This is a genomic window from Gordonia sp. NPDC003585 (assembly GCF_040610755.1).
GTDB lineage: Bacteria > Actinomycetota > Actinomycetes > Mycobacteriales > Mycobacteriaceae > Gordonia.
In genome coordinates this window covers 1-18,266 of the sequence record NZ_JBEXMX010000040.1, presented here as the reverse complement: position 1 = coordinate 18,266, position 18,266 = coordinate 1, and the positions used below count along the sequence as shown (strand labels likewise).

Annotated in this window: 19 protein-coding genes; 8 read left to right on the top strand and 11 right to left on the bottom strand. The window is 66.3% G+C overall.

The features are described from left to right. The first annotated feature begins 4 nt into the window (after positions 1-4). Both ABZW74_RS12955 and ABZW74_RS12950 read left to right on the top strand, forming a co-directional pair. The gene (locus ABZW74_RS12955; RefSeq protein WP_355276683.1) at positions 5-670 is read left to right on the top strand and encodes a nitroreductase family protein; all 666 of its coding nucleotides are present in this window, start codon (positions 5-7) and stop codon (positions 668-670) included. Beyond that, a complete protein-coding gene (locus ABZW74_RS12950) occupies positions 663-1,376 on the top strand; it encodes a hypothetical protein (protein WP_355276681.1) in 714 nt (237 codons plus the stop codon). Before ABZW74_RS12955 ends, ABZW74_RS12950 begins: the two co-directional genes overlap by 8 nt. A 32-nt stretch (positions 1,377-1,408) precedes the next feature. On the opposite strand, the gene ABZW74_RS12945 is transcribed toward ABZW74_RS12950, so the two are convergent. The 3 genes from ABZW74_RS12945 to ABZW74_RS12935 are packed head-to-tail and all read right to left on the bottom strand — an operon-like array spanning position 1,409 to position 3,707. Beyond that, complete coding sequence (locus tag ABZW74_RS12945; protein WP_355276679.1) at positions 1,409-2,128, bottom strand: cutinase family protein; 720 nt, start codon at positions 2,126-2,128, stop codon at positions 1,409-1,411. A gap of 11 nt (positions 2,129-2,139) precedes the next feature. Continuing rightward, entirely contained in the window at positions 2,140-3,303 is a 1,164-nt protein-coding gene (locus tag ABZW74_RS12940) for a DUF6596 domain-containing protein (RefSeq protein ID WP_355276677.1), read from the bottom strand. After that, a complete protein-coding gene (locus ABZW74_RS12935; RefSeq protein WP_240857821.1) occupies positions 3,300-3,707 on the bottom strand; it encodes a YciI family protein in 408 nt (135 codons plus the stop codon). Before ABZW74_RS12935 ends, ABZW74_RS12940 begins: the two co-directional genes overlap by 4 nt. A 148-nt stretch (positions 3,708-3,855) precedes the next feature. Here ABZW74_RS12935 and ABZW74_RS12930 point away from each other — a divergent pair, with 148 nt between their 5' ends. Further along, positions 3,856-4,377, top strand: a complete 522-nt coding sequence (locus ABZW74_RS12930; RefSeq protein ID WP_276614877.1) for an alpha/beta hydrolase — start codon at positions 3,856-3,858, stop codon at positions 4,375-4,377. Here ABZW74_RS12930 and ABZW74_RS12925 read toward each other — a convergent pair. The 7 genes from ABZW74_RS12925 to mdo all read right to left on the bottom strand — a co-directional run bounded on the left by ABZW74_RS12925 (position 4,364) and on the right by mdo (position 13,087). Next, positions 4,364-6,316: a DUF2339 domain-containing protein gene (locus tag ABZW74_RS12925; RefSeq protein ID WP_355276674.1), complete on the bottom strand. Its 1,953-nt coding sequence runs from the start codon at positions 6,314-6,316 to the stop codon at positions 4,364-4,366. The genes ABZW74_RS12930 and ABZW74_RS12925 overlap by 14 nt on opposite strands. Before the next feature lie 68 nt (positions 6,317-6,384). Then, a complete protein-coding gene (locus ABZW74_RS12920; RefSeq protein ID WP_355276672.1) occupies positions 6,385-7,035 on the bottom strand; it encodes a response regulator transcription factor in 651 nt (216 codons plus the stop codon). Then, positions 7,032-8,222, bottom strand: coding sequence for a DUF5931 domain-containing protein (locus tag ABZW74_RS12915; RefSeq protein ID WP_355276670.1), 1,191 nt, complete (start codon positions 8,220-8,222; stop codon positions 7,032-7,034). Before ABZW74_RS12915 ends, ABZW74_RS12920 begins: the two co-directional genes overlap by 4 nt. 56 nt (positions 8,223-8,278) lie before the next feature. Further along, a complete protein-coding gene (locus tag ABZW74_RS12910) occupies positions 8,279-9,019 on the bottom strand; it encodes a cutinase family protein (protein WP_240857816.1) in 741 nt (246 codons plus the stop codon). Positions 9,020-9,101: 82 nt separating this feature from the next. Further along, a complete protein-coding gene (locus ABZW74_RS12905) occupies positions 9,102-10,640 on the bottom strand; it encodes a VWA domain-containing protein (RefSeq protein ID WP_355276668.1) in 1,539 nt (512 codons plus the stop codon). A 6-nt stretch (positions 10,641-10,646) separates the two neighbouring features. Beyond that, positions 10,647-11,675 (bottom strand): MoxR family ATPase, encoded by a 1,029-nt coding sequence (locus ABZW74_RS12900; RefSeq protein ID WP_355276666.1) that lies wholly within the window; start codon positions 11,673-11,675, stop codon positions 10,647-10,649. Positions 11,676-11,815: 140 nt separating this feature from the next. Beyond that, complete coding sequence (gene mdo, locus ABZW74_RS12895) at positions 11,816-13,087, bottom strand: NDMA-dependent methanol dehydrogenase (RefSeq protein ID WP_355276664.1); 1,272 nt, start codon at positions 13,085-13,087, stop codon at positions 11,816-11,818. Between the two features lie 174 nt (positions 13,088-13,261). Here mdo and ABZW74_RS12890 point away from each other — a divergent pair, with 174 nt between their 5' ends. Further along, positions 13,262-13,591 (top strand): hypothetical protein, encoded by a 330-nt coding sequence (locus ABZW74_RS12890; RefSeq protein WP_355276662.1) that lies wholly within the window; start codon positions 13,262-13,264, stop codon positions 13,589-13,591. Here the strand turns inward: ABZW74_RS12890 and ABZW74_RS12885 are convergent. Further along, complete coding sequence (locus tag ABZW74_RS12885; protein WP_355276660.1) at positions 13,576-14,268, bottom strand: TetR/AcrR family transcriptional regulator C-terminal domain-containing protein; 693 nt, start codon at positions 14,266-14,268, stop codon at positions 13,576-13,578. The genes ABZW74_RS12890 and ABZW74_RS12885 overlap by 16 nt on opposite strands. 93 nt (positions 14,269-14,361) lie before the next feature. Between ABZW74_RS12885 and ABZW74_RS12880 the strand changes: the two genes are divergently transcribed. The 4 genes from ABZW74_RS12880 to ABZW74_RS12865 all read left to right on the top strand — a co-directional run. Then, positions 14,362-14,955, top strand: coding sequence for an ester cyclase (locus tag ABZW74_RS12880; protein WP_355276658.1), 594 nt, complete (start codon positions 14,362-14,364; stop codon positions 14,953-14,955). A gap of 36 nt (positions 14,956-14,991) precedes the next feature. Further along, positions 14,992-16,599 carry a zinc-binding dehydrogenase gene (locus tag ABZW74_RS12875; protein WP_355276656.1) on the top strand — a complete coding sequence of 536 codons (1,608 nt, stop codon included), beginning with the start codon at positions 14,992-14,994 and terminating at the stop codon, positions 16,597-16,599. Positions 16,600-16,615: 16 nt separating this feature from the next. Next, complete coding sequence (locus ABZW74_RS12870) at positions 16,616-17,422, top strand: MBL fold metallo-hydrolase (protein ID WP_355276654.1); 807 nt, start codon at positions 16,616-16,618, stop codon at positions 17,420-17,422. A 161-nt stretch (positions 17,423-17,583) separates the two neighbouring features. Next, positions 17,584-18,266 (top strand): DUF222 domain-containing protein (locus tag ABZW74_RS12865; RefSeq protein WP_355276652.1); only part of this gene is annotated, 683 nt, incomplete at its 3' end.

The following is an 18,266-nucleotide window of genomic DNA, read 5'->3' as shown; positions in this document are numbered from 1 at the left end:
GTTCATGGAACTCGACGAGGTGATGAGAACGACCTTCGCGGCGCGAGAGTTCACCGACGACCCAGTGTCCGACGAGGTGCTGTGGCAGATCTTCGACCTCGCGCGGTTCGCTCCCAGCGGCGGCAACCGACAGGGCGGACACGTCGTGGTGATCCGTGATCCCGACACGCGCGCCCGCGTCGCCGAGTTGAGCAAGACAGCGGCTCGACGCTATCTCGCGCAACGCGGCGCCGGTGAGAGTCCGTGGAACCCGGTGCGTCCGCCGGGCATCACTCAGCAGGAGATCGCCGAGGTGCCCGGCGTCGACGACTTTGTCGCACCGGTTGGGAAAGCCCCTGTCCTGCTGGTCTTCTCGGTCGATCTCGCGGTGGTGGCGGCCGTCGACCAGAACCTCGATCGGATCGGCGTGGTGAGTGGGGCGTCGGTGTACCCGCTGATCTGGAACACGCTGCTGGCGGCGCGGTCGCTCGGGTTCGGTGGCACATTCACCACGATGGCGGTTGCCGAGGAACCCGCCATGCGAGAGTTGTTGGGATTACCCGATACTCACGCAATCGCGGCCGTCGTACCCCTCGGCAAGCCGGTGAAACAACTCACCAAGTTGCGACGCCGGCCGGTGGAGGAGTTCGTCACCTGGGAACGGTTCGACGGGGCTCCACTGGATGCGTAAGGTCCTCGCGGGCGCGATGCTGACCGCGGCCCTGTTGCTCGGAGCCGTTCCGGCACAACCGGCGCAGGCGTCGCCGTGGGGAACTGTTCGCATCCAGCCGTCGACGGCGGCGTGTGGCGGCACCGACCTCGTGCGGTATGCGCGCTGCGGCGCCGCGTTCACCGAACGCTTCCTGCGTAACCGCGGTGTGGGCGGCGTCGTGCGTGAGACCGTCCTTGTGCAGCAGCCGAGCGTCGGCGTCTGGCCGAGCAGCACCACCGACGGGATCTGTGGTTTCGCTCGGGTGGGTCCCATCGGTCTCGGCCTGCATCACTGTGATCGGCTGACGTTCATCGAGCCCAGGCGGGACGCGAAAATCCTGACCAGCGATGTCCGGGCGATCACCGCGCTCGTGCACGAGTCGGGGCACGGACTACAGGAGCGGGCCGGATTCGACCCGGTCGCCGTCACGCTGTCCGGTGACAACCGGCGACTCTTCCCGCTGGAACAATCCGCCGACTGCTGGTCCGGCGTCGGAATCGCGTGGTTCGTTTCCCAGCGGATGCTGCCGTCCGCTGTAGTCCGGGAGAGTCGCAATCTGTTCCGGGAGATAGGCGATCCCGGCCATGGCGCCGGCGAGCAACGGGTCGCCGCGTTCGACGCCGGGCTCCACCGGGGTGCTGCCGCATGTGACACCATCCTCGGAGCGCGTGCCTTCCCGCGCTGAGTCGGCATCGACCAGCGGGCCCTGCACTCAGCTCACAGGCGCCGTGCGACGTAGTTCGCTGCGTCGACCGTCATGCCGTTGACCGCGTACAGGACGTGGAAAACGTTGGGCCCGCCGACCGGTGAGCCGTTGCAGATGGTGTCCGCGGGGATGCAGTACCGGACGGTCTTGTAGCGGTATGCCGGGGCAATCCGGATCGGCGGCGCGCCGACATCGCGGATGAACCGGTCCGACGGCGGACCGAACAGCACCACTGCCGCGATGTTCTTCGACAGGCTGGCCGGCAGCGGCTTGGGTGCGCGGTCGGCGTACTGGCGGTAGCGGGCGGGAACCTCGATGTTGGCCTGGACTGCGTAACCCGCGACCACCGCGCCCTGCGAGTAACCGCCGAGCACGATCCGGGTGCGCGGGCAGGTCGCCGCGACGTACTTCACCCGGTTCTGCGCGTCACGCACACCGTTCGCGACCGTCTGTGCGAACAGAAGCCGGTTGTTGAATTTGTCGCTCGCCGGGTAGTTGACCCCGTAGACGTTCACCGACTTGCCGGGCAGACGCTGGCGCAGAGCCGCGCCGAACGAGAGTCCGGTGAGCCCGACCGGCGGTGCGGATTCGACGGTGCCGCGCGCGAACACCACCTCGACGTCGGCGCACGGTGCGGCCATCGCCGGCGCATCGGCCACGACGATCGACCCGCCGATGGCCATCGTGAGACCGGAAATCACCAATAGCAGACGCTTGATCATCTGCCTCATGCTATGCAGGGTCAGCGATCCTGGATCCGCTTTCGCGCACATTGCGCAGACTTGCGAGCGAGGTGGTCTCGCTCTGCCTCATTGGTCGCTACCCTCGCCGCGAGAGCGTATTCGTTTGTGGCGGTGTCGAAGTCGCCGATTCTCTCATGTAGGTAGGCCGAGACGGCGGCGTGCCGCGGAACGCCGGGATCCACGTCGGCCAAGGCGGCGAGCCCGGCCGGGGCCCCATCGGCTTCCCCGACGGCGACGGCACGATTGAGTCGGACGACCGGCGAGTCGGTGAGCGCGACCAGTTCGTCGTACCACTCGACGATCTGCACCCAGTCGGTCTCGTCGGCGTTCGGGGCGTCGGCGTGTAGGGCGGCGATCGCGGCCTGCGCTTGATAGGGGCCCAACCGGTCGCGGGCCAGCGCGGACTGCACTATCTCGACACCTTCGGCGATCATCGCGGTGTCCCAGCGGGATCGGTCCTGTTCGGCGAGGGGAATCAGGGCACCCGACGCACTCATCCGCGCCTCGCGTCGAGCCTGATGGAGCAGCATGAGCGCCAGGAGACCGTCCACTTCGGGTTCGTCGAGCAACTCCGACAACTGGCGCGTCAGGCGAATGGCCTCGGCGGCCAAGTCGAGTTCGCCGCTGTATCCCTCGTTGAAGAGCAGGTACAGCACGTGCAGGACGGTGCTCGCATCACCTGGTTGATCGAGGCGCACCGAACGGAGTCGCTGCTTGGCCCGGCTGATGCGTTGCGCCATCGTCGCCTCCGGCACCAGGTAGGCGTCGGCGATCTGCCGGGTCGTCAGCCCGCCGACGGCGCGCAAAGTGAGCGCGATGGCCGACGACGAGGTCAGTGACGGATGAGCACACAGGAAGTACAGCCACAGCGAGTCATCGGCTCCCGTGATGTCACCGGGTTCGGGCTCTCGTGCGACGCTTTCCTCGCGTGCCGACCGTGAGCCATCACTGCGCACTTGATCCAAGAACTTGCGCCACGCGACGGTGATGAGCCAGGCCTTCGGGTCCCGGGGCCGCTCCCCGGTCTCCAGCGCCCGCACCAGTGCGGACTGCACAGCATCCTCGGCCGACGCGAAGTCTGCTCCGCGCCGGACGAGGATGCCGATCACCGCAGGAACCTGTCCGCTCAATGCGGTGGCACCTGCACGGTCGGGCTCGGTCATTCGGTGATGGTGGGCGGTTCGCTCATCACCGGCCGGAGTTCGAGCCATTCTCCGAGTGGTCGGCCACCGGCCGCGGGGGCCGCCGACAACTGCCCGGCCAGTTCGAGTGCCCGATCGTAGGAATCGACGTCGATCATCATCCAGCCGGCGATCAGATCCTTGGTCTCGGCGAACGGTCCGTCGGTGACCGGTGGACGTCCTTCCCCGTCATAGCGCACCCACACCCCGTCCTCGGCGAGGGCGTTGGCGTCGACGAACTCCCCGGTCTCGACGAGCCGGTCGGAGAAATCGCGCATGAACTGGATGTGCGCCTCCCATTCGTCGGCGGTCCACTGATCTGCGGGGACGTCGTTGGTGGCGGGCTTGCCGCCGCGGTAGTGCTTGAGAAGCAGGTACTTCGCCATTGTTTTCTCCTCTGGTCCGACGCGACCCCTGCGGCCGCGTTCATACCTGAGACGGAGCCGTCGACCCATCCTCTACATCGATGGTGACGAATTCTTCGATGAGTTGTCGCCCGTTGCCGAGTCGACACCTCCGGGGCAGCTCGAAAGGATGATTGTGGCGAGACGATTGCTGTTCATTCACGGTGCGGGCGGCGACCTCGACGACCGACCACTCGCCGAGGAATTCGCCGAGACGCTGGGGATGACGCTCGACTATCCGGTGATCCCGCCCGACGACATGTCGCGGGCCGCGGTCATTCGTCCTGCCGTGGCATCACTGAGTGCATCCGACGTGGTCATCGCCCACTCCTTCGGTGCATCGATGCTGATGCAGGTGCTGTCCGACGATCCGGGAATCGCGGTGCACGCGGCGGTGCTGCTGGCCATGCCCGACTGGAGTTCGGACGGTTGGGACATCGCCGAATACGACCTCCGCGATCGGCAGCCGACAGTCCCGCTCGCATTGCACCATTGTCGGGACGATGAGGCTGTGCCGGTTGGGCACTTGAAGCTCAACGCGACCCGACTTCCCCAGGCTCGTCTGTATGAACACGCCGTCGGCGGTCATCAGTTCGACGGGGAAGTCGGGTCGGTCGTCGGCTCACTGGGCCGTGATCTCAACGCGGGGTGACGGAACGGTCGTCGTCGGAGTTGAGCGACTGCGCGTAGGCGACGCCCAGCGACAGCAGTAGCAGTCCGACGACGATGAAGGCGATCACCCGGAACACGCCGTCGAGCGTGGCGAGGTCGAAGAGGAACAGTTTCGCGACGGCCGCACCGATGATCGACAGGCTCACGCTGAGCGTCACGGTGCGTGCACTGCCGCGTTGGCGGCGGGCCCACAGCAGACCGGCCGCACCGGTGAGCACCCAGACGATCGTGGCCGCCGCGTGGCCACCCCGGATTCCCGCGTCGCTGCCGCCGCCGATCAGTGCGCCGAGTCCCACGCACAGCAGCGTGACCTGCCACAACGCGGCCACGGTCCCGACCGTCCAGATCGCCTCCAACTGCTCGCCGCCGGCGCCCTGCGCCCACGACCACGCCAGCACGACGATGGCGGCGAGGGTGAGGACCTCGGTGATCAGCATCAGCGCCTGATCGCCGGTCGGCAGCGCATCGGCGAACAGCAGCTGGGCAACAGCACCGGAGAGCAGGGTGCCGGCGAGCGAGATCCCGGTGGCGATCGTCGCGATGACCGCGACGGTGAGGTTCAGGTCCCCTCCGGTGCCCGAAACCTTTCCGACCGCGGCGGCGCAGGCGGTGACAACGGCGATGCCGGCCACGGCGACGGCGAGACCCGCACCCTCGAGAATCGACGCGCAGGCCACGAGGGCGGTGACCGAACTGGTCGCGAGCCACACCACCCGGACGGGAACCGGGACGCCCAGCGGGCGACCGGCGACGGCCAGCGCGAGAAGGATTGCGGCGGTGACGCCTAGCAGCGTCGACGCCAGCGGACCGCCGGTGATGTGCACGGCGCCGAACATCGGGAACACCGTCGCCGACGACGTCAGAGCGAGAATCACCGGGCGAGTCGAGGACCGCATCAGCACCAGCACCGACACGATCGCCAGCACGACGTTGAGCGATGCGGCGATCACGAAGAACCACCGATCGTCCGATGACCAGGCCACGAGTCCGTACAGAACAGGTAGGGTGCCGACCGCCGTGTTGGTGATGAACATGGCAGTCCAGTTGCGGCCCAATTGAATCCACAACGTCACTGCGACGTAGGTGAGCAGGAAGGCGACCAGGATCTCGTCGTCGCCGCCGGCGAGGAACGGTGCGAGGACAACCAGCGGGATGCCGACCATGAGGCCGAGGGCCTGACTGTCCCACACATGCGCGACCACCAGGCCGCCGCCGGCCAGCACCGCGGCGACGAGGAGTGCGGCGTAGTCGGGCAGCCAGTGGTAGATCGCGGTGGCGGCCAGCACGTCGAACAGCGCGGCTGCCACCCCCGTCGCGACGAGTGCGACTGCACCAGAACGCTTCTGCACGTTGTGCCCGAGTCGAACGCCTATGCCGAACAGGGTGGCGGCGAGGAGTGCGCCGCCGGCGACGCGGAGCTCGGGACGCAGCAGTCCGGCCTGGGCGGCAAGCACGAGGAGCAGCACGACGCCGATGAGCGTGATCGCGACACCGATGCCGGCGAGGATCTTGCCGATCAGTCCGCCCTCCGACGCCGCGGTCATCTTCTCGGCGGTCGAGGCCCGCGGGGGGACTGGAAGTGGCCGGGGCGGCGGTGGTAGCGGCTGCACCCGGGGCGGAGTCGGCGCGTACTGCGGCACACGATGGTTCGGTGTGAACAGGGGAGGGGGGAAGGTGGCTGTTGGTGGCTGCAACGGATGCAATTGCGGCGTCTGTGTCGGCGTCGGCTGCGGCGGGATCGGGGGAGTGTGGACCGGTTGCGCGGGGGCAGCGGTCTGCGTCAACAGAACCCCGTGCAGTGCGGTGAGTTCATCGGATGCGTGCGAGAGGCGCCGCGTGATGTCGGCGAACTCTCCCCGGATGCGATTCACGGTGTCGGCCGGTGACTCCGGGCCGGGTGATGAAGTGGTGGCATTCATACCGTCCACCTTCGACCGCCGGCTCCCGACGATCATGCGTAGATGTACCCACTTTCGGTGGGTAGTTGTCAGTCCGTGTCGAGTCCGTGTTCGATGGCGTAGCGCGTGAGTTCGACGCGGTTGGCCAGTTGCAGCTTGCGCAGCGATGCGCCGACATGGTTCTCGACGGTCCGAGGGCTGATCGACAGGCGGTTGGCGATCTGCCGCGACGACAACCCCTTGGCGACCTCCCGCAGCACCTGCGTCTCCCGCTCGGTGAGTACCGGCGTCGACGGACCGGGATCACGGGCGATGCGGCGATACTCGCCGAGCACCAGTCCGGCGAGTCCGGGGGTGAACACTGCCTGGCCATTCGAGGTGGCGAGGACCGCTGCGACGAGTTCGGCCCGCTGAGCGCTCTTGACCAGGTACCCGGTGGCGCCCGCCTTGACGGCGTCGAGGACGTCGTCGCGTTCGTCGGACGCCGACAGCACCAACACGTGCGCGTCGGGGCACTTCTCGAGGATCGCGGCGGTCGCGGTCGCACCGTTGCCGTCGGGCATGTTCATGTCCATGAGTACTACGTCGGGCTGGGCGGCGGCGGCCCGTTCGGTGGCTGCACGCACGCCATCGGCGGTCGCCACCACCTCGAATCCCTCGTCGGCGAGATCACGGGCGACGCCGTCGCGCCACATCGGATGGTCGTCGACCACCATCACCCGCACGGATTTCTCGGTCATCGGACGCGGCCCTCCTGAAGGGGAATCGTCAGCTCCCATTCGGTCCCGGACTCGGGGGATGTCTGCAGCTGCGCGCGACCCCCGAGATCTTCGATACGCCCGACGACGGACCGGGCGATACCCATCCTGCCTTCCTGCCGTGCCGCCTCGAGCCGGCCCGGTGCGATGCCGCGTCCGTCGTCGCGGACGCTGATCACCACCTCGTCGTCGATGTCTTCTAGCAGGATGAAACTCTGGGCTCCGCTCCCGGCATGCTCTGCGGTGTTGTGCAGAAGATTGTCGACCGCGGCGAGCACCTCGTCGGCGATGTGCGCCGACACCGGTACCGGCTCACGGGGAGCGCTGACCTTGACCGTGTCGGCACCGAGTTCACGTAGCGCGGCACCCAGGTCGACGTCGGACGACGGTGTCGGGCCGCCCGTCGAGGTCTCGGGTTGATCGGCGATGAGTCGGCGCAGGCGTTGCTCCTGTTCGGCTGCGAGCCGAGCGAGTTCGGCCGCGTCACCCCCGATTTCCGCGCCGCGTCGCGCGACCAGGGCGAGCACCTGCAGCACACCGTCGTGCACCTCGCGGGCGAGGCGTTCGCGTTCGGTGGCCTGCGCGGCCGTGCGAATGGCCGCGGTCAGACGGGCGTGGGTCACCCGGGCCCGCGACGCGGCCAACCCCACCGCCAGTCCGGTCATCATCAGCAGGAGCAGGGTGGCGTTGCGGCCGAAGTTGAGTGAGATGTCGTCCTTGACGAAGAAGTTGGCGCAGCCGACGACGACCGCCGTGATCACACCCCACACCGGACCGCCGAGCAGAGCGCTCGACAGCACACAATTGGCCACCCACAGCGTGGTCGGCCAGGTCTGGTTCCCCGCGACCCATCCCTCGTCGGCGACGTAGGAGGTCGACAGCATCATCACCACCGACACGGCCACCTCGGAAGCGACGAACCACCATCGGCGGCCGAAGCCGACCAGGTAGCCCGTCGCCCACCAGACGTTCGCGACAGTCATCAGGCCGAACAGGGCCCACGTGAGACCGGGCTTGTCCAGGTTGTCGTTGATGACGATCTGGAAACCGAGCGCGTAGATGAACGACGCCAGGCGAAAGATCTGCGCGGCACGCCACAGCGGGCCTACCGGGTCGGAATCGACGGCGAGCATCGACGACGGGATCAAGCGGTCGAACCCGGTCGCCATGCTCTCTCCCGATGATGGTCGCGGACGTCGCGACCATCATCGCCCATGAAGTGGACTCAGAGGCGACGCACCGCGAATCGAGCCGCGTCCATCGTCATTCCGTTGACCGTATAGAGGACGTGGGTTGCGTTCGGGCCGCCGACGGGCGCGCCGTTGCAGATGGTGTCGCCGGGGATGCAGTAGCGGACCGTGCGGCCGCGATAGGCGGAGCCGACGCGGACCGGCGGCGCGCCGATGTCGGTGATGAAGCGGTCCGACGGCGCACCGAACATGACGATCGCGGCGATGTGGCTTGCGACGTCGGCGGGCAGCGGCGGAGGTACCTCACGCTCGTACTGGCGGTAGCGGTCGGGGATCGCGATCTTGCCGCTCGTCGCGTACCCCGCGACCACGGCGCCCTGCGAGTATCCGCCCAGCACGATCCGGGTCTTCGGGCAGCTGCGGGCAATCGCCGTCACGTCCCGCTGCGTTTGCCGAACACCGTCGGCGACACTGCGGACAAAGACCACTCGATTGTTGAACTTGTCGCTGGCCGCATAGTTGACGCCCTCGGCCGCGACCGACTTCCCGCGAAGCTGCGACCGCATCGACTCGACGAAGGAGATACCGGTCAGCCCCAGCATCGGGGCGGGTTCGGCGGTACCGCGCGCGAACACCACCGCCACGTCGGAGCAGGGCGCAGCCGACGCGGCTGGGGCCGTGGTGGTGGTCGCGACGATCGACCCCCCGAGTGCGCCGAGCGCACATACGAGGGCCGTCAACCAACGCCTGATGGGCCGGGTGGTCCGGACATTCATACTGTGATTCATATCGGGTGTTCGGATGAGGATGGTCGGCGGATGGGTCGGATCTCGGTTCTTTTTGCGCGGGATTTCAGCATCAGCTCAACGCGGCACCCAGCTCGTCGGCGCGGCTCAGCATCTCCGCACCGTCGCGGGCACTCACCACGGTGCTGCAGTGGTCGGCGTAGTCGGCCATTGCGCAACCCGCCTGGGTCCAGTACCTCGACGGTTCGGGCGTGACCCAGGCCAGGCGATGGACTCGTCGGGATACTTCGGCAACGAGGTCGATACGGGGGTCGAAGCCATTGCTGCGCGCGTCGCCGACCACGAGCACCGAGGTTCGGGCGGTGAGGAGATCTCCGAAGCGTTCCAGCATCGTCGACCACATCGATCCGTAGTCGCTCGTCGCGGCGAGATCGAGGCCGTCGGCTGCCAGCACCGCGGCCAGGGCGTCGTCGGTATGGGCGGCGCGCAGGGCCGACGTCACGAGCACGGGTTGGTCGACGAACGCGACGACCTCGCAGTGCCGCCCCATCCGGTGGAGGGTCTGAGCGAGCCGCAGGATGAAGCCGGCGACCGGTCGCACCGACAGCGAGACGTCGGCGACGATCAGCATGCGCACCGGGCCGGGCGTCCGAGCGCGTCGCCACAACGTGACCGGCACGCCATCGGTCGGCACCGACGCTCGCATCGTGCGTCGTATGTCGAGCCGGCCGCGGTCGGTCCGACGCGGGACCCGACGGGGTGCGCCGTTCATCCGTTGCACGAGGCGATGACATGCGCGGTCGATGTCGGCCTGATCGGTCGTCGTTCGTGACGCCAAGTCGGTGTCCTGCGCGAGCACCGACAACTCGGTGTCGAGGCGAGCGGCCAGAGCGTCGATGAATGCGGTCAAGGCGCGTTCGAGTTCGGCACGACGCCGGTCGTCGAGGCCTTCTGCGCCGTCGGTGCCATAGGCGCTGCGCGCATCGTAGGCGTCGAGCGCGCGCAGGATCGCCGCAGCGTCCTTGAGCCCCAACGGAGTTCCCCGGACCCGTGTTGCCGACCCCACGAGTTCGCCGACGCTGGCCGAGTCGGCCTCGTCGATCTCGACGGTGTACGTGATGCCTCCGGACACGGTGTCGCTCTCCGCGTCGACACCGAGTTGTTCGGTGCCGGCCGAAACGGTGAAGTCGTTCTCCTCGCGATGGGCGCTCTCGGCGTGACGTTCGGCGGCGTCCGGATCGTCGATCATGAGATCGCCGATCTCGTCGGTGTGTTCGTCCGCGCCGATGCGTCGGGCGGCACCTTCGAAGTCTTCGTCCCATTCGACGTCATCGGGCAATTCGGCTGCGGCGCCACGGGTTCGGGGCAGGGCGTCGGGAGTGCTGTCGTCGGTGGTGTCAAGGAAGAACAGGTCGAAGGCGTGGTCGAAGCCGTCGGCCTCGTGCGTGTACTTGACGCACACGCTGCGCAGCGCTGCACGCAGGAGCGTCAGGTCCGCGGCCCCGACGATCGACAGCACACGTCGAATCTCGATGACCTCGGCGGGCGACGCGGCGACGCCGTGACACCGGAGAACCTGTCCGAAGAGCACGGCGAGAAGGTCGAGTGCGCCGTCTCGTCCCGGTGATATCGGGCGTTCGGTGGTGAGCACCAGCAACTACCGGCGTTGCGCGCTGCGGGCGCGACCGGCCCCGAACGCTGTAGCGGTGACGGTTCCTCGAGGTCCGGTTTCTCCTGTGGTGGAGATGGTTTCGCTCTTCGTCGGGCGCTCGAGTGCGCGTCGGGCGATGTCGAGATCGGTGCCGAACTTCACCAGCAGTGACAGCAGCGCCCGGTTGGTCGACGGGTCGCCGGTGCGATCACCCAGCAGCGCTGCGGCGCGGGCTGCGTCGATGACCTCGGCGATCGACGGGCTCTTGCGTAACGGCAGCTCACGGAGGTCGCGGGCCATCTCGACGACGCGAGCGATGACCGCCTCCTCGACCTCGGGTGCACGCACGGCGACGATGCGCCGTTCTCGATCCACCGACGGGTAGTCGACCTGGAAGTGCAGGCACCGCCGCTTCAAGGCGGGCGAGAGTTCGCGAGTGTCGTTGGAGGTCAGAATGACCCACGGTGCCGATCGCGCGGCGAAGGTACCCAGCTCGGGAACGGTGACCTGCCGCTCGGCGAGCACCTCGAGCATCATCGCTTCCATCGCCTCGTCGGTGCGGTCGATCTCGTCGACCAGCAGGACGGTCGGGAGCGTGGACATGATGGCGGCCAGAAGTGGTCGGGGTACGAGGAAGTCCTCGGTGTACACGCCGACGTCGGTGCGTGCGAGCGCGGCCGATGCAGAGGAAAGTGTTGTCTCGGTGGCCAATTCGGAACTGATGCGATCGCGCAGCATCTGCACGTGCAGGAGTTGTCGTGCGTAGTCCCATTCGTAGAGCGCGCGTGACTCGTCGAGACCCTCGTAGCACTGCAGGCGAATCAGTTCCCGGCCCGACGCCGCCGCGAGTGCCTTCGCGAGTTCCGTCTTGCCCACGCCGGCCGGACCTTCGAGCAGCAGCGGCCGATCGAGCAGCGTGGCGAGGTGAACCACCACGGCGAGTTCGTCATCGATCAGATAGCCCTGCTCGCCGAGAGCGGCAGCGAGCTCGTCGACGCTCTCGAAGGTGGTGGGTTGGTCGGTCACTGTCGACATGAGCGACATGTCTCCTCGATTCATCGTCCAGGGATTCATCGTCCAGGCAAGGGAATTGGTCGAACGGGGTGAGCCCGGGCCGGGCATCGAGATGCCCGGCCCGGCCTGCGACGCGACAGCGCCCCACTGTCGATCAGTGCTCAGTAGCTCCCGGTCATGGCGTGCGTGACCATGGGGATCAACGATTCGACGGTGCATTCGCGGGGGTTGCCCGGGGTGCACCAGTCGTCCATCATGTGCTCGGCGATGGCCCGGACCTGCTTGTCCGAGGTGTCCATGGTGTCGCCACGGCCCTCGTACTTGCCGGTGTTCATCCGGTTCTTGTCGTAGCTGTCGACGGAGAGCTGACCGAAGTTGTCGGGGATGCCGAGATCCTTCGACAGGCGGATCGCCTCTTCGACCGCCGCGTCGGCCGCCTGGACGGTGGTCATCTTGCTGGTGTCGATGCCGAGCAGGGAGGCGATGTCGGCGTAGCGCTCGTAGCGGCTGGGGAGGTTGTACTCCCAGACGCGCGGCAGGGCGATCGCGTTGTTGAGGCCGTGGTGGCTGTCGTAGAACGCGCTCACCGCATGCGAGAGCGAGTGAATGAGGCCAAGTCCGCCCGAGTTGAATGCCTGTGCCGCAATGTATTGCGCGTGCATCATGCCCGTGCGCGCCTCGAGGTTGCGGGGCTCGTACACAGCAGTCCGCAGGTGGTCGCGGATGAGTTCGATCGAGTATTTCGCGTTGCCCAGCGATGGCGCGAAGTCCAAGCGGGACACATAGGGCTCACTCGCGTGGGCGAGGACGTCGAATCCGCAGAACGCGGTGAAGTGCTCGGGGCAGCTGTAGTAGAGCAGCGGGTCGTCCATCGCGAGGTCGACGAGACAGGTGTCGTCGAAGGCCACCCACTTGTGCGGCTTGTTCATGTCCGAGGTGTCGGTGATGACGTAGGCCCACGACGTCTCCGAACCCGTTCCGGCAGTGGTGGATACGGCGATGTGCTTGGGGTTCTCCTTGTTGGTGGCCTTGGAGAAGCCCTCGAACTCGTTGATGTTGCGGCCGTCGTGCGCGATCACCATACGCGCGCCCTTGGCCGCGTCGTGGCTCGATCCGCCGCCGACCGAGATGATCCCGTCGCACTTCTCGGACTGATACAGCGCAGCCGAATCCATGCAGTTGTAGTCCTTGGGGTTGGACTCGACCTTGTCGTAGAGGACGACGTCGACGCCCTGGTACTCGATCTTGCCGATCAGTTCCTCGATGATGCCCGAGCCGCGCAGGCCGGTGGTCATCAGCAGCACGCGCGTCATGCCGAGGTTCTTGGCCTCCACGCCCAGCATGTCGTGTGCGCCGACACCGAGTTTGGCGTTGGGGAACGGATGGAAATCCTTGATCGGGAAGTCCCAGATCTGGTTCAGCTCGATGGCCATGCGGTCTTACTCCCTTGCGGCGAATGGGTGGTACCCGTCCACCGTGTTGCACAGGTCACAGCCGCCACAAGGACACCTGCTCATCTGCTCAGATGTTCAGACGGAGTGGTCAGCTCGATTCCTGTCCCACCGGACAGGTTCCACTCCGCTGCCTGAGGTGCGACGAGCGCAGCGATGAGCGACCGGGACGTCAGCGACCATCCGAGCGGCCAGGCCGGCTACGGCCCCAACGACGAGAAGCCCTACTCGCAGAGCGACTATCACCATCCTGCTGCCGGTTGGGGTGCCGCCATGTCGGTCATGAAGGTCTTGACACGCGAGCGGGAAGCCGGTCGCGGTACCCGGGCGATGTTCAAGATGAATCATCCGACAACGGGTTTCGACTGCCCAGGTGACGTGCTTGATCCCGTTCTCACAGATGTCGAGAGTGACGCCGGGATCGTCCGGCCATGCCTGCGGGTTCGGATCGCGCCGCTGGCGGACGCGGATCAGCCGCCGAGATGAGCAACGCGGTGCAGCGTGATCTCGATCGCGGCGTCGACCGCGAATCGGAACTCGGCGTCGCGGTCGTAGTGGGCCAGTTCCGCTGCGGCTTCGACGATGTGGGGTAGTTCGGTCCGTTCGAGTGCGTCGCGTCGGGTCGACCGCCCTTCGGCGTCGGTGGCCCCGAACGTCGGTCCCGCGTGGACCTCGCGCAGCAGTGTCCCAATGATTGCGGCTACCAGCACGCGAAGCAACCGCACGGACTCATCGACCGGACAGCCCGCATCCCTGAGTACTGCGAGCAGCGCTTCGACGGGGGCCAAGCCGGCTATCGAGGTCAGCTGACGGGTGAGCACCAACGACGCGGCCTCGGGATGTGCGAGCGCCCGAGCGCGAAAGGCGTCGGCGATGCCGCGGAGGTCGGTCGCGGCATCACCCGTGGCCCGTGGGATGGCGATACTTCCGAGAAGATTCTCGGCCACCGCGTCGAGGAGGCCGTCCTTGCCGTCAACGTGGTTGTAGAGACTCTTCGCGTCGACGCCGAGTGCGCGGGCGACTGTGCGCATCGATACCGCTGATATGCCGTCGGCGTCGATCACCTGAAGGGTGGCCGTGACGATGGCGTCGCGGGAGAGTTGGGTGCTGCCCTTGGGGGGCCGGCCTCGCCTCGTTGGGCCGGCCGCAGAGGCGCTCGTCATGTGTCCAGTATGAACAAGTATTGCATTAATCCACAACGTGGGTATTCTAAGTTGCAGATAACCCACGCCGTGGGTAAAACCATCGGAGCCGCAATGTCCACCACGCCCACTGCAGCCGCGCACCTCCCCGCCCGCTTCGTCCTTCCGTCCGAGGCAGTACTCCGTGAGCGAGAACGTCTGGTGCTCGACCACTTTCACGACGAGGTTCGACAGGACTGGGATGCTACCCTCTCGACTTTCCCGCATCCGCACTACGAGCTGATCGCACAGATGCTGGTGCACGACGGAGATGCGGAGGTTCGCGACTACTGCCACGACACTCGCGTCGCGTTTCCCGACCAAGACCACGAGCTGATCGCCTTTCGGCACAGCCACGATGCGGTGATCGTCGAATTCTGGCTGTTGGGTACCCACAACGGCCAACTCGGCCGCATTCCACCCACCGGATCGCGACATCGAACGCGGATGACCGCGTACTTCATCTTCGACGAGAATGAACATCTCGTCACCGAGCGCATCTACTTTGACCAACTCACGATCCTGAAACAACTCATCGCGGGTATCGACCGCCGACGCCCCAGAGGGCTGCTCAAACTCCTCGGCGTTCTGAAAGGTGCACTCGGAGCGGTTGGTTCGGCACCGGACCCACGTCTGACGAATACCGTTGCGCCCAACCTCGACAACTGACCGACAACGACGCGAAAGACCTTGACGATGACCCCAGTGGACACACCAGAGACCATGCGCGCCCTGATCGGAGGAAAGGGTACGACCTGGCTGCTCGAACGCATCCCGCTGCCCGATCAGTTGGGCGCGTTGCGTGTGCAGGTGCATGCCGCCGGGCTGAACCGAGCCGACCTGTATGCGCTCGACGGTTCATACACCGCGAATTCGCAAGGCGAGGGCCCATTTACGGCGGGTATGGAGATCGCCGGAGTGATCGAGCGTGGTAGCCCGCTCGCTCCTGACCTGCCGGCAGGTACCCGGGTCATGGGGATCACGACAGGCGCATTCGGCGACTACGCGCTTGCGCACCCGCGGCTCGTCGTGCCCATCCCGGATGGCTTGTCGTTCGACGAGGCAGCGAGTCTGCCGGTCGGTCTGATCACCGAGCACGACGCGTTGGTCACACAGGCCGGGTTCGTCACGGGCGAAAGCATTTTGATCGTCGGTGGGACGAGCGCCGTCGGGTTGCTCGGAATCCAGGTCGCGAAGGCGCTCGGCGCTGCCGTGGTTGTCGCCACGACCACCAGCGCGGACAAGAAGTCCGCCCTCATCGACGCCGGTGCCGACGTGACGATCGACACCACCGCCGAAGACCTCGTCGAATCCGTGCTGGCGGCCACCGATGGTGCGGGAGTCGATGTGGTGCTCGATCATGTCGGCGGTGAACTGTTCCGATCGTTGCCGGCTGCCACGGCGATCGGGGGTCGAATCGTCACTATCGGGCGTCTTGGAGGCTCGGCCACATCGATCGATCTCGATACCATCGCGTTCCGCAGGCAGCGGTTGATCGGCACCACCTTCAGCATCCGAACCCGAACCGAACTCGGTGATGTGGTTGCCGCACTTGCCGACCGGGTACTTCCCGCGGTCGCCTCCGGCGCGATCGCACCACGCCTCGACTCGGTTCACGCCGTCGAGGACGCAGACGAGGCTGCATCACTGCTACTTGCGAACACCGCGGTCGGCAAGGTCGTGCTCTCGTTCGCCGACGCCCATGCCGACAGGACTCCGACACCCGAACCGATCGCGAACTTCTTCGGCAGCATTCGCCAAATAGGTTACGTGGTACAAGATATCGAGGCTTCGATGCAGGGCTTCCTCGCCGCGGGCATTGGTCCGTGGTTCTATCTGAAGGGTGTCGCGCCCGGCGATTTCACCTACCGCGGAGAACCATCGGAGATGGTGATGGATGTTGCGGTGGCCAACAGCGGAGACATTCAGATCGAACTCATCACCCCGACCAACGACGCACCGTCGATGTATCGCGACTTTCTCGACGCCGGCAACCAAGGCGTGCAGCACGTGGCGTATTGGACCGACGATTATCAGGGACTTTACAACCGCGCTCTCGCAGCGGGTTTCACGGTCGGACAGGAGGGCCGCATCGGAGGTGACGACGGTCGATTCGCCTATCTCGCCACCGAGCATCATCCGGGCACCGTCGTCGAGATCTCTGATGTCGGCGGCGCCAAGGCCATGATCTTTGGTCTCATCAAAATGGCTGCCGATAACTGGGACGGGTCCAATCCGATCCAGCAGATCGACGCAGAATTGATCGGCGGAGATCCCGAGGCCGCCGCTCGACTGCTGGCCGAACTCGGTTGAGTGGTCGGGTAGTCGCATGAAGGTCCGGCATCTGAACTGTGGCACCATGCGTCCGTGGCGCACTCCCGAAGGTCTCGTGTGTCATGTTCTGCTCATCGAGACGCCGAATGGTCTGGCGCTGGTCGACTCCGGACTCGGTCTCCTCGACCGTAAGTACCCGGGCAAGAGGTTCGGTCCCGCACGCCACTACGTGCGACCGGTCTTCGACGACGCGGAAGCCGCAGTCTCTCAGGTACGCGCGCTCGGCCACGAACCGGCCGACGTTCGCGACATCGTGCTCACGCACTTCGATGCCGACCACATCGGTGGCCTGGCCGACTTTCCCCATGCGCGAGTGCATCTCACCGCGGCCGAACACCAGATCGCCTACCACCCGGCGACGCTGAAGGAACGGGAACGATATCGGCCCGCGTCGCGTGCACACGGACCCCACATCGTGGCGCACGATCCCGGTGCGGGCGATGCCTGGCGCGGCTTTGCGTCGGCGATCGAGCTCACCGACATCGCACCGGGAATCGTGCTCATCGGCCTGCCGGGGCACAGTCGCGGACATGCCGCAGTCGCGGTCGACGCAGGTGATCACTGGGTCCTGCACGTCGGTGACTCGTTCTACCACCACGGTCAGGTCGACGGCAGCGGTGATGTACCGCGAGCACTCACGCTGATGGAGCGTGTGATCGCTCAGGATTGGAAGCGGGTGCGCGACAACCACGATCGACTTGCGGAAATGTGGGCAGCGCACGAACCCGACCTGCTCCTCGTGAATGCGCACTGCCCGACGTTGCTCCGGAACGCCGGCATGAAGGGCGCTGACCAGGGCTGACGAGTTTTGTCGGTGGCATGGTTTAGCTTGGTTTGTACACGGGATGTGATGACTGGGTAGTTGATGACTGAGACCGGGTTGCCGGTCTGATTCCTTTTGATGATGAGCATGTTGAGCGGATGGTCCCGATCCGTTGGTTCGTCGTGTCGGAAGGGATTGTCGTGTCTGTGTTGTCGACGCCGTCGCCGTGGCCTGAGCAGTTTGCTGCCGGGCTGCTCGGTGGGGTCGACCCGGCCTATCCGGATGAAACCCCAACCAACGATCTTCTGTTGGGGATGGCTGAGATTGATCGTGGGCGTGCGTCGTTGGCGTATGCCGAGTATCGGTCCGCGGCGGTGCTCTATGACCGGTATGTGGCGGCCAAACTCGTCGAACCATCCGGGTCGGGGTTCGTGACCGATGGGTACGCCGATTGTGCGGCGCGGATCGCCCGCGCCCGTGGGATCGGGCAGCGTGCCGCGGAGAAACTGTTGGGTGAGGCGGTGTCGTTGCGGGACCGGCTGCCCGAGGTGTTCGACTGTTTACGCGACGGGATCATCGCACCCTGGCAAGCACAACTCGCGGTGACACGCACCGAACTGTTGGACGAGTCGTCGGCGGCACCTGTGGTGGATGCGGAGATCGCTGCGTTGTTGCGCACCCGGAAAGGTACGTGGTCGCGGGCGCGGATGCGCGACATGATCGACCGGGTGGTGTACCGCCATGACCCGGATGCGGTGCGTCAGCGCCGTAAAGACGCGTTGGATGCGCGTGGGGTGTGGACGGCCGAGTTGGAGGACGGGACCGGGGAGATCACTGCGGTGGGGGCTGCCGAGGATGTGCGGGTCGCTGCGGCGCGGGTGGC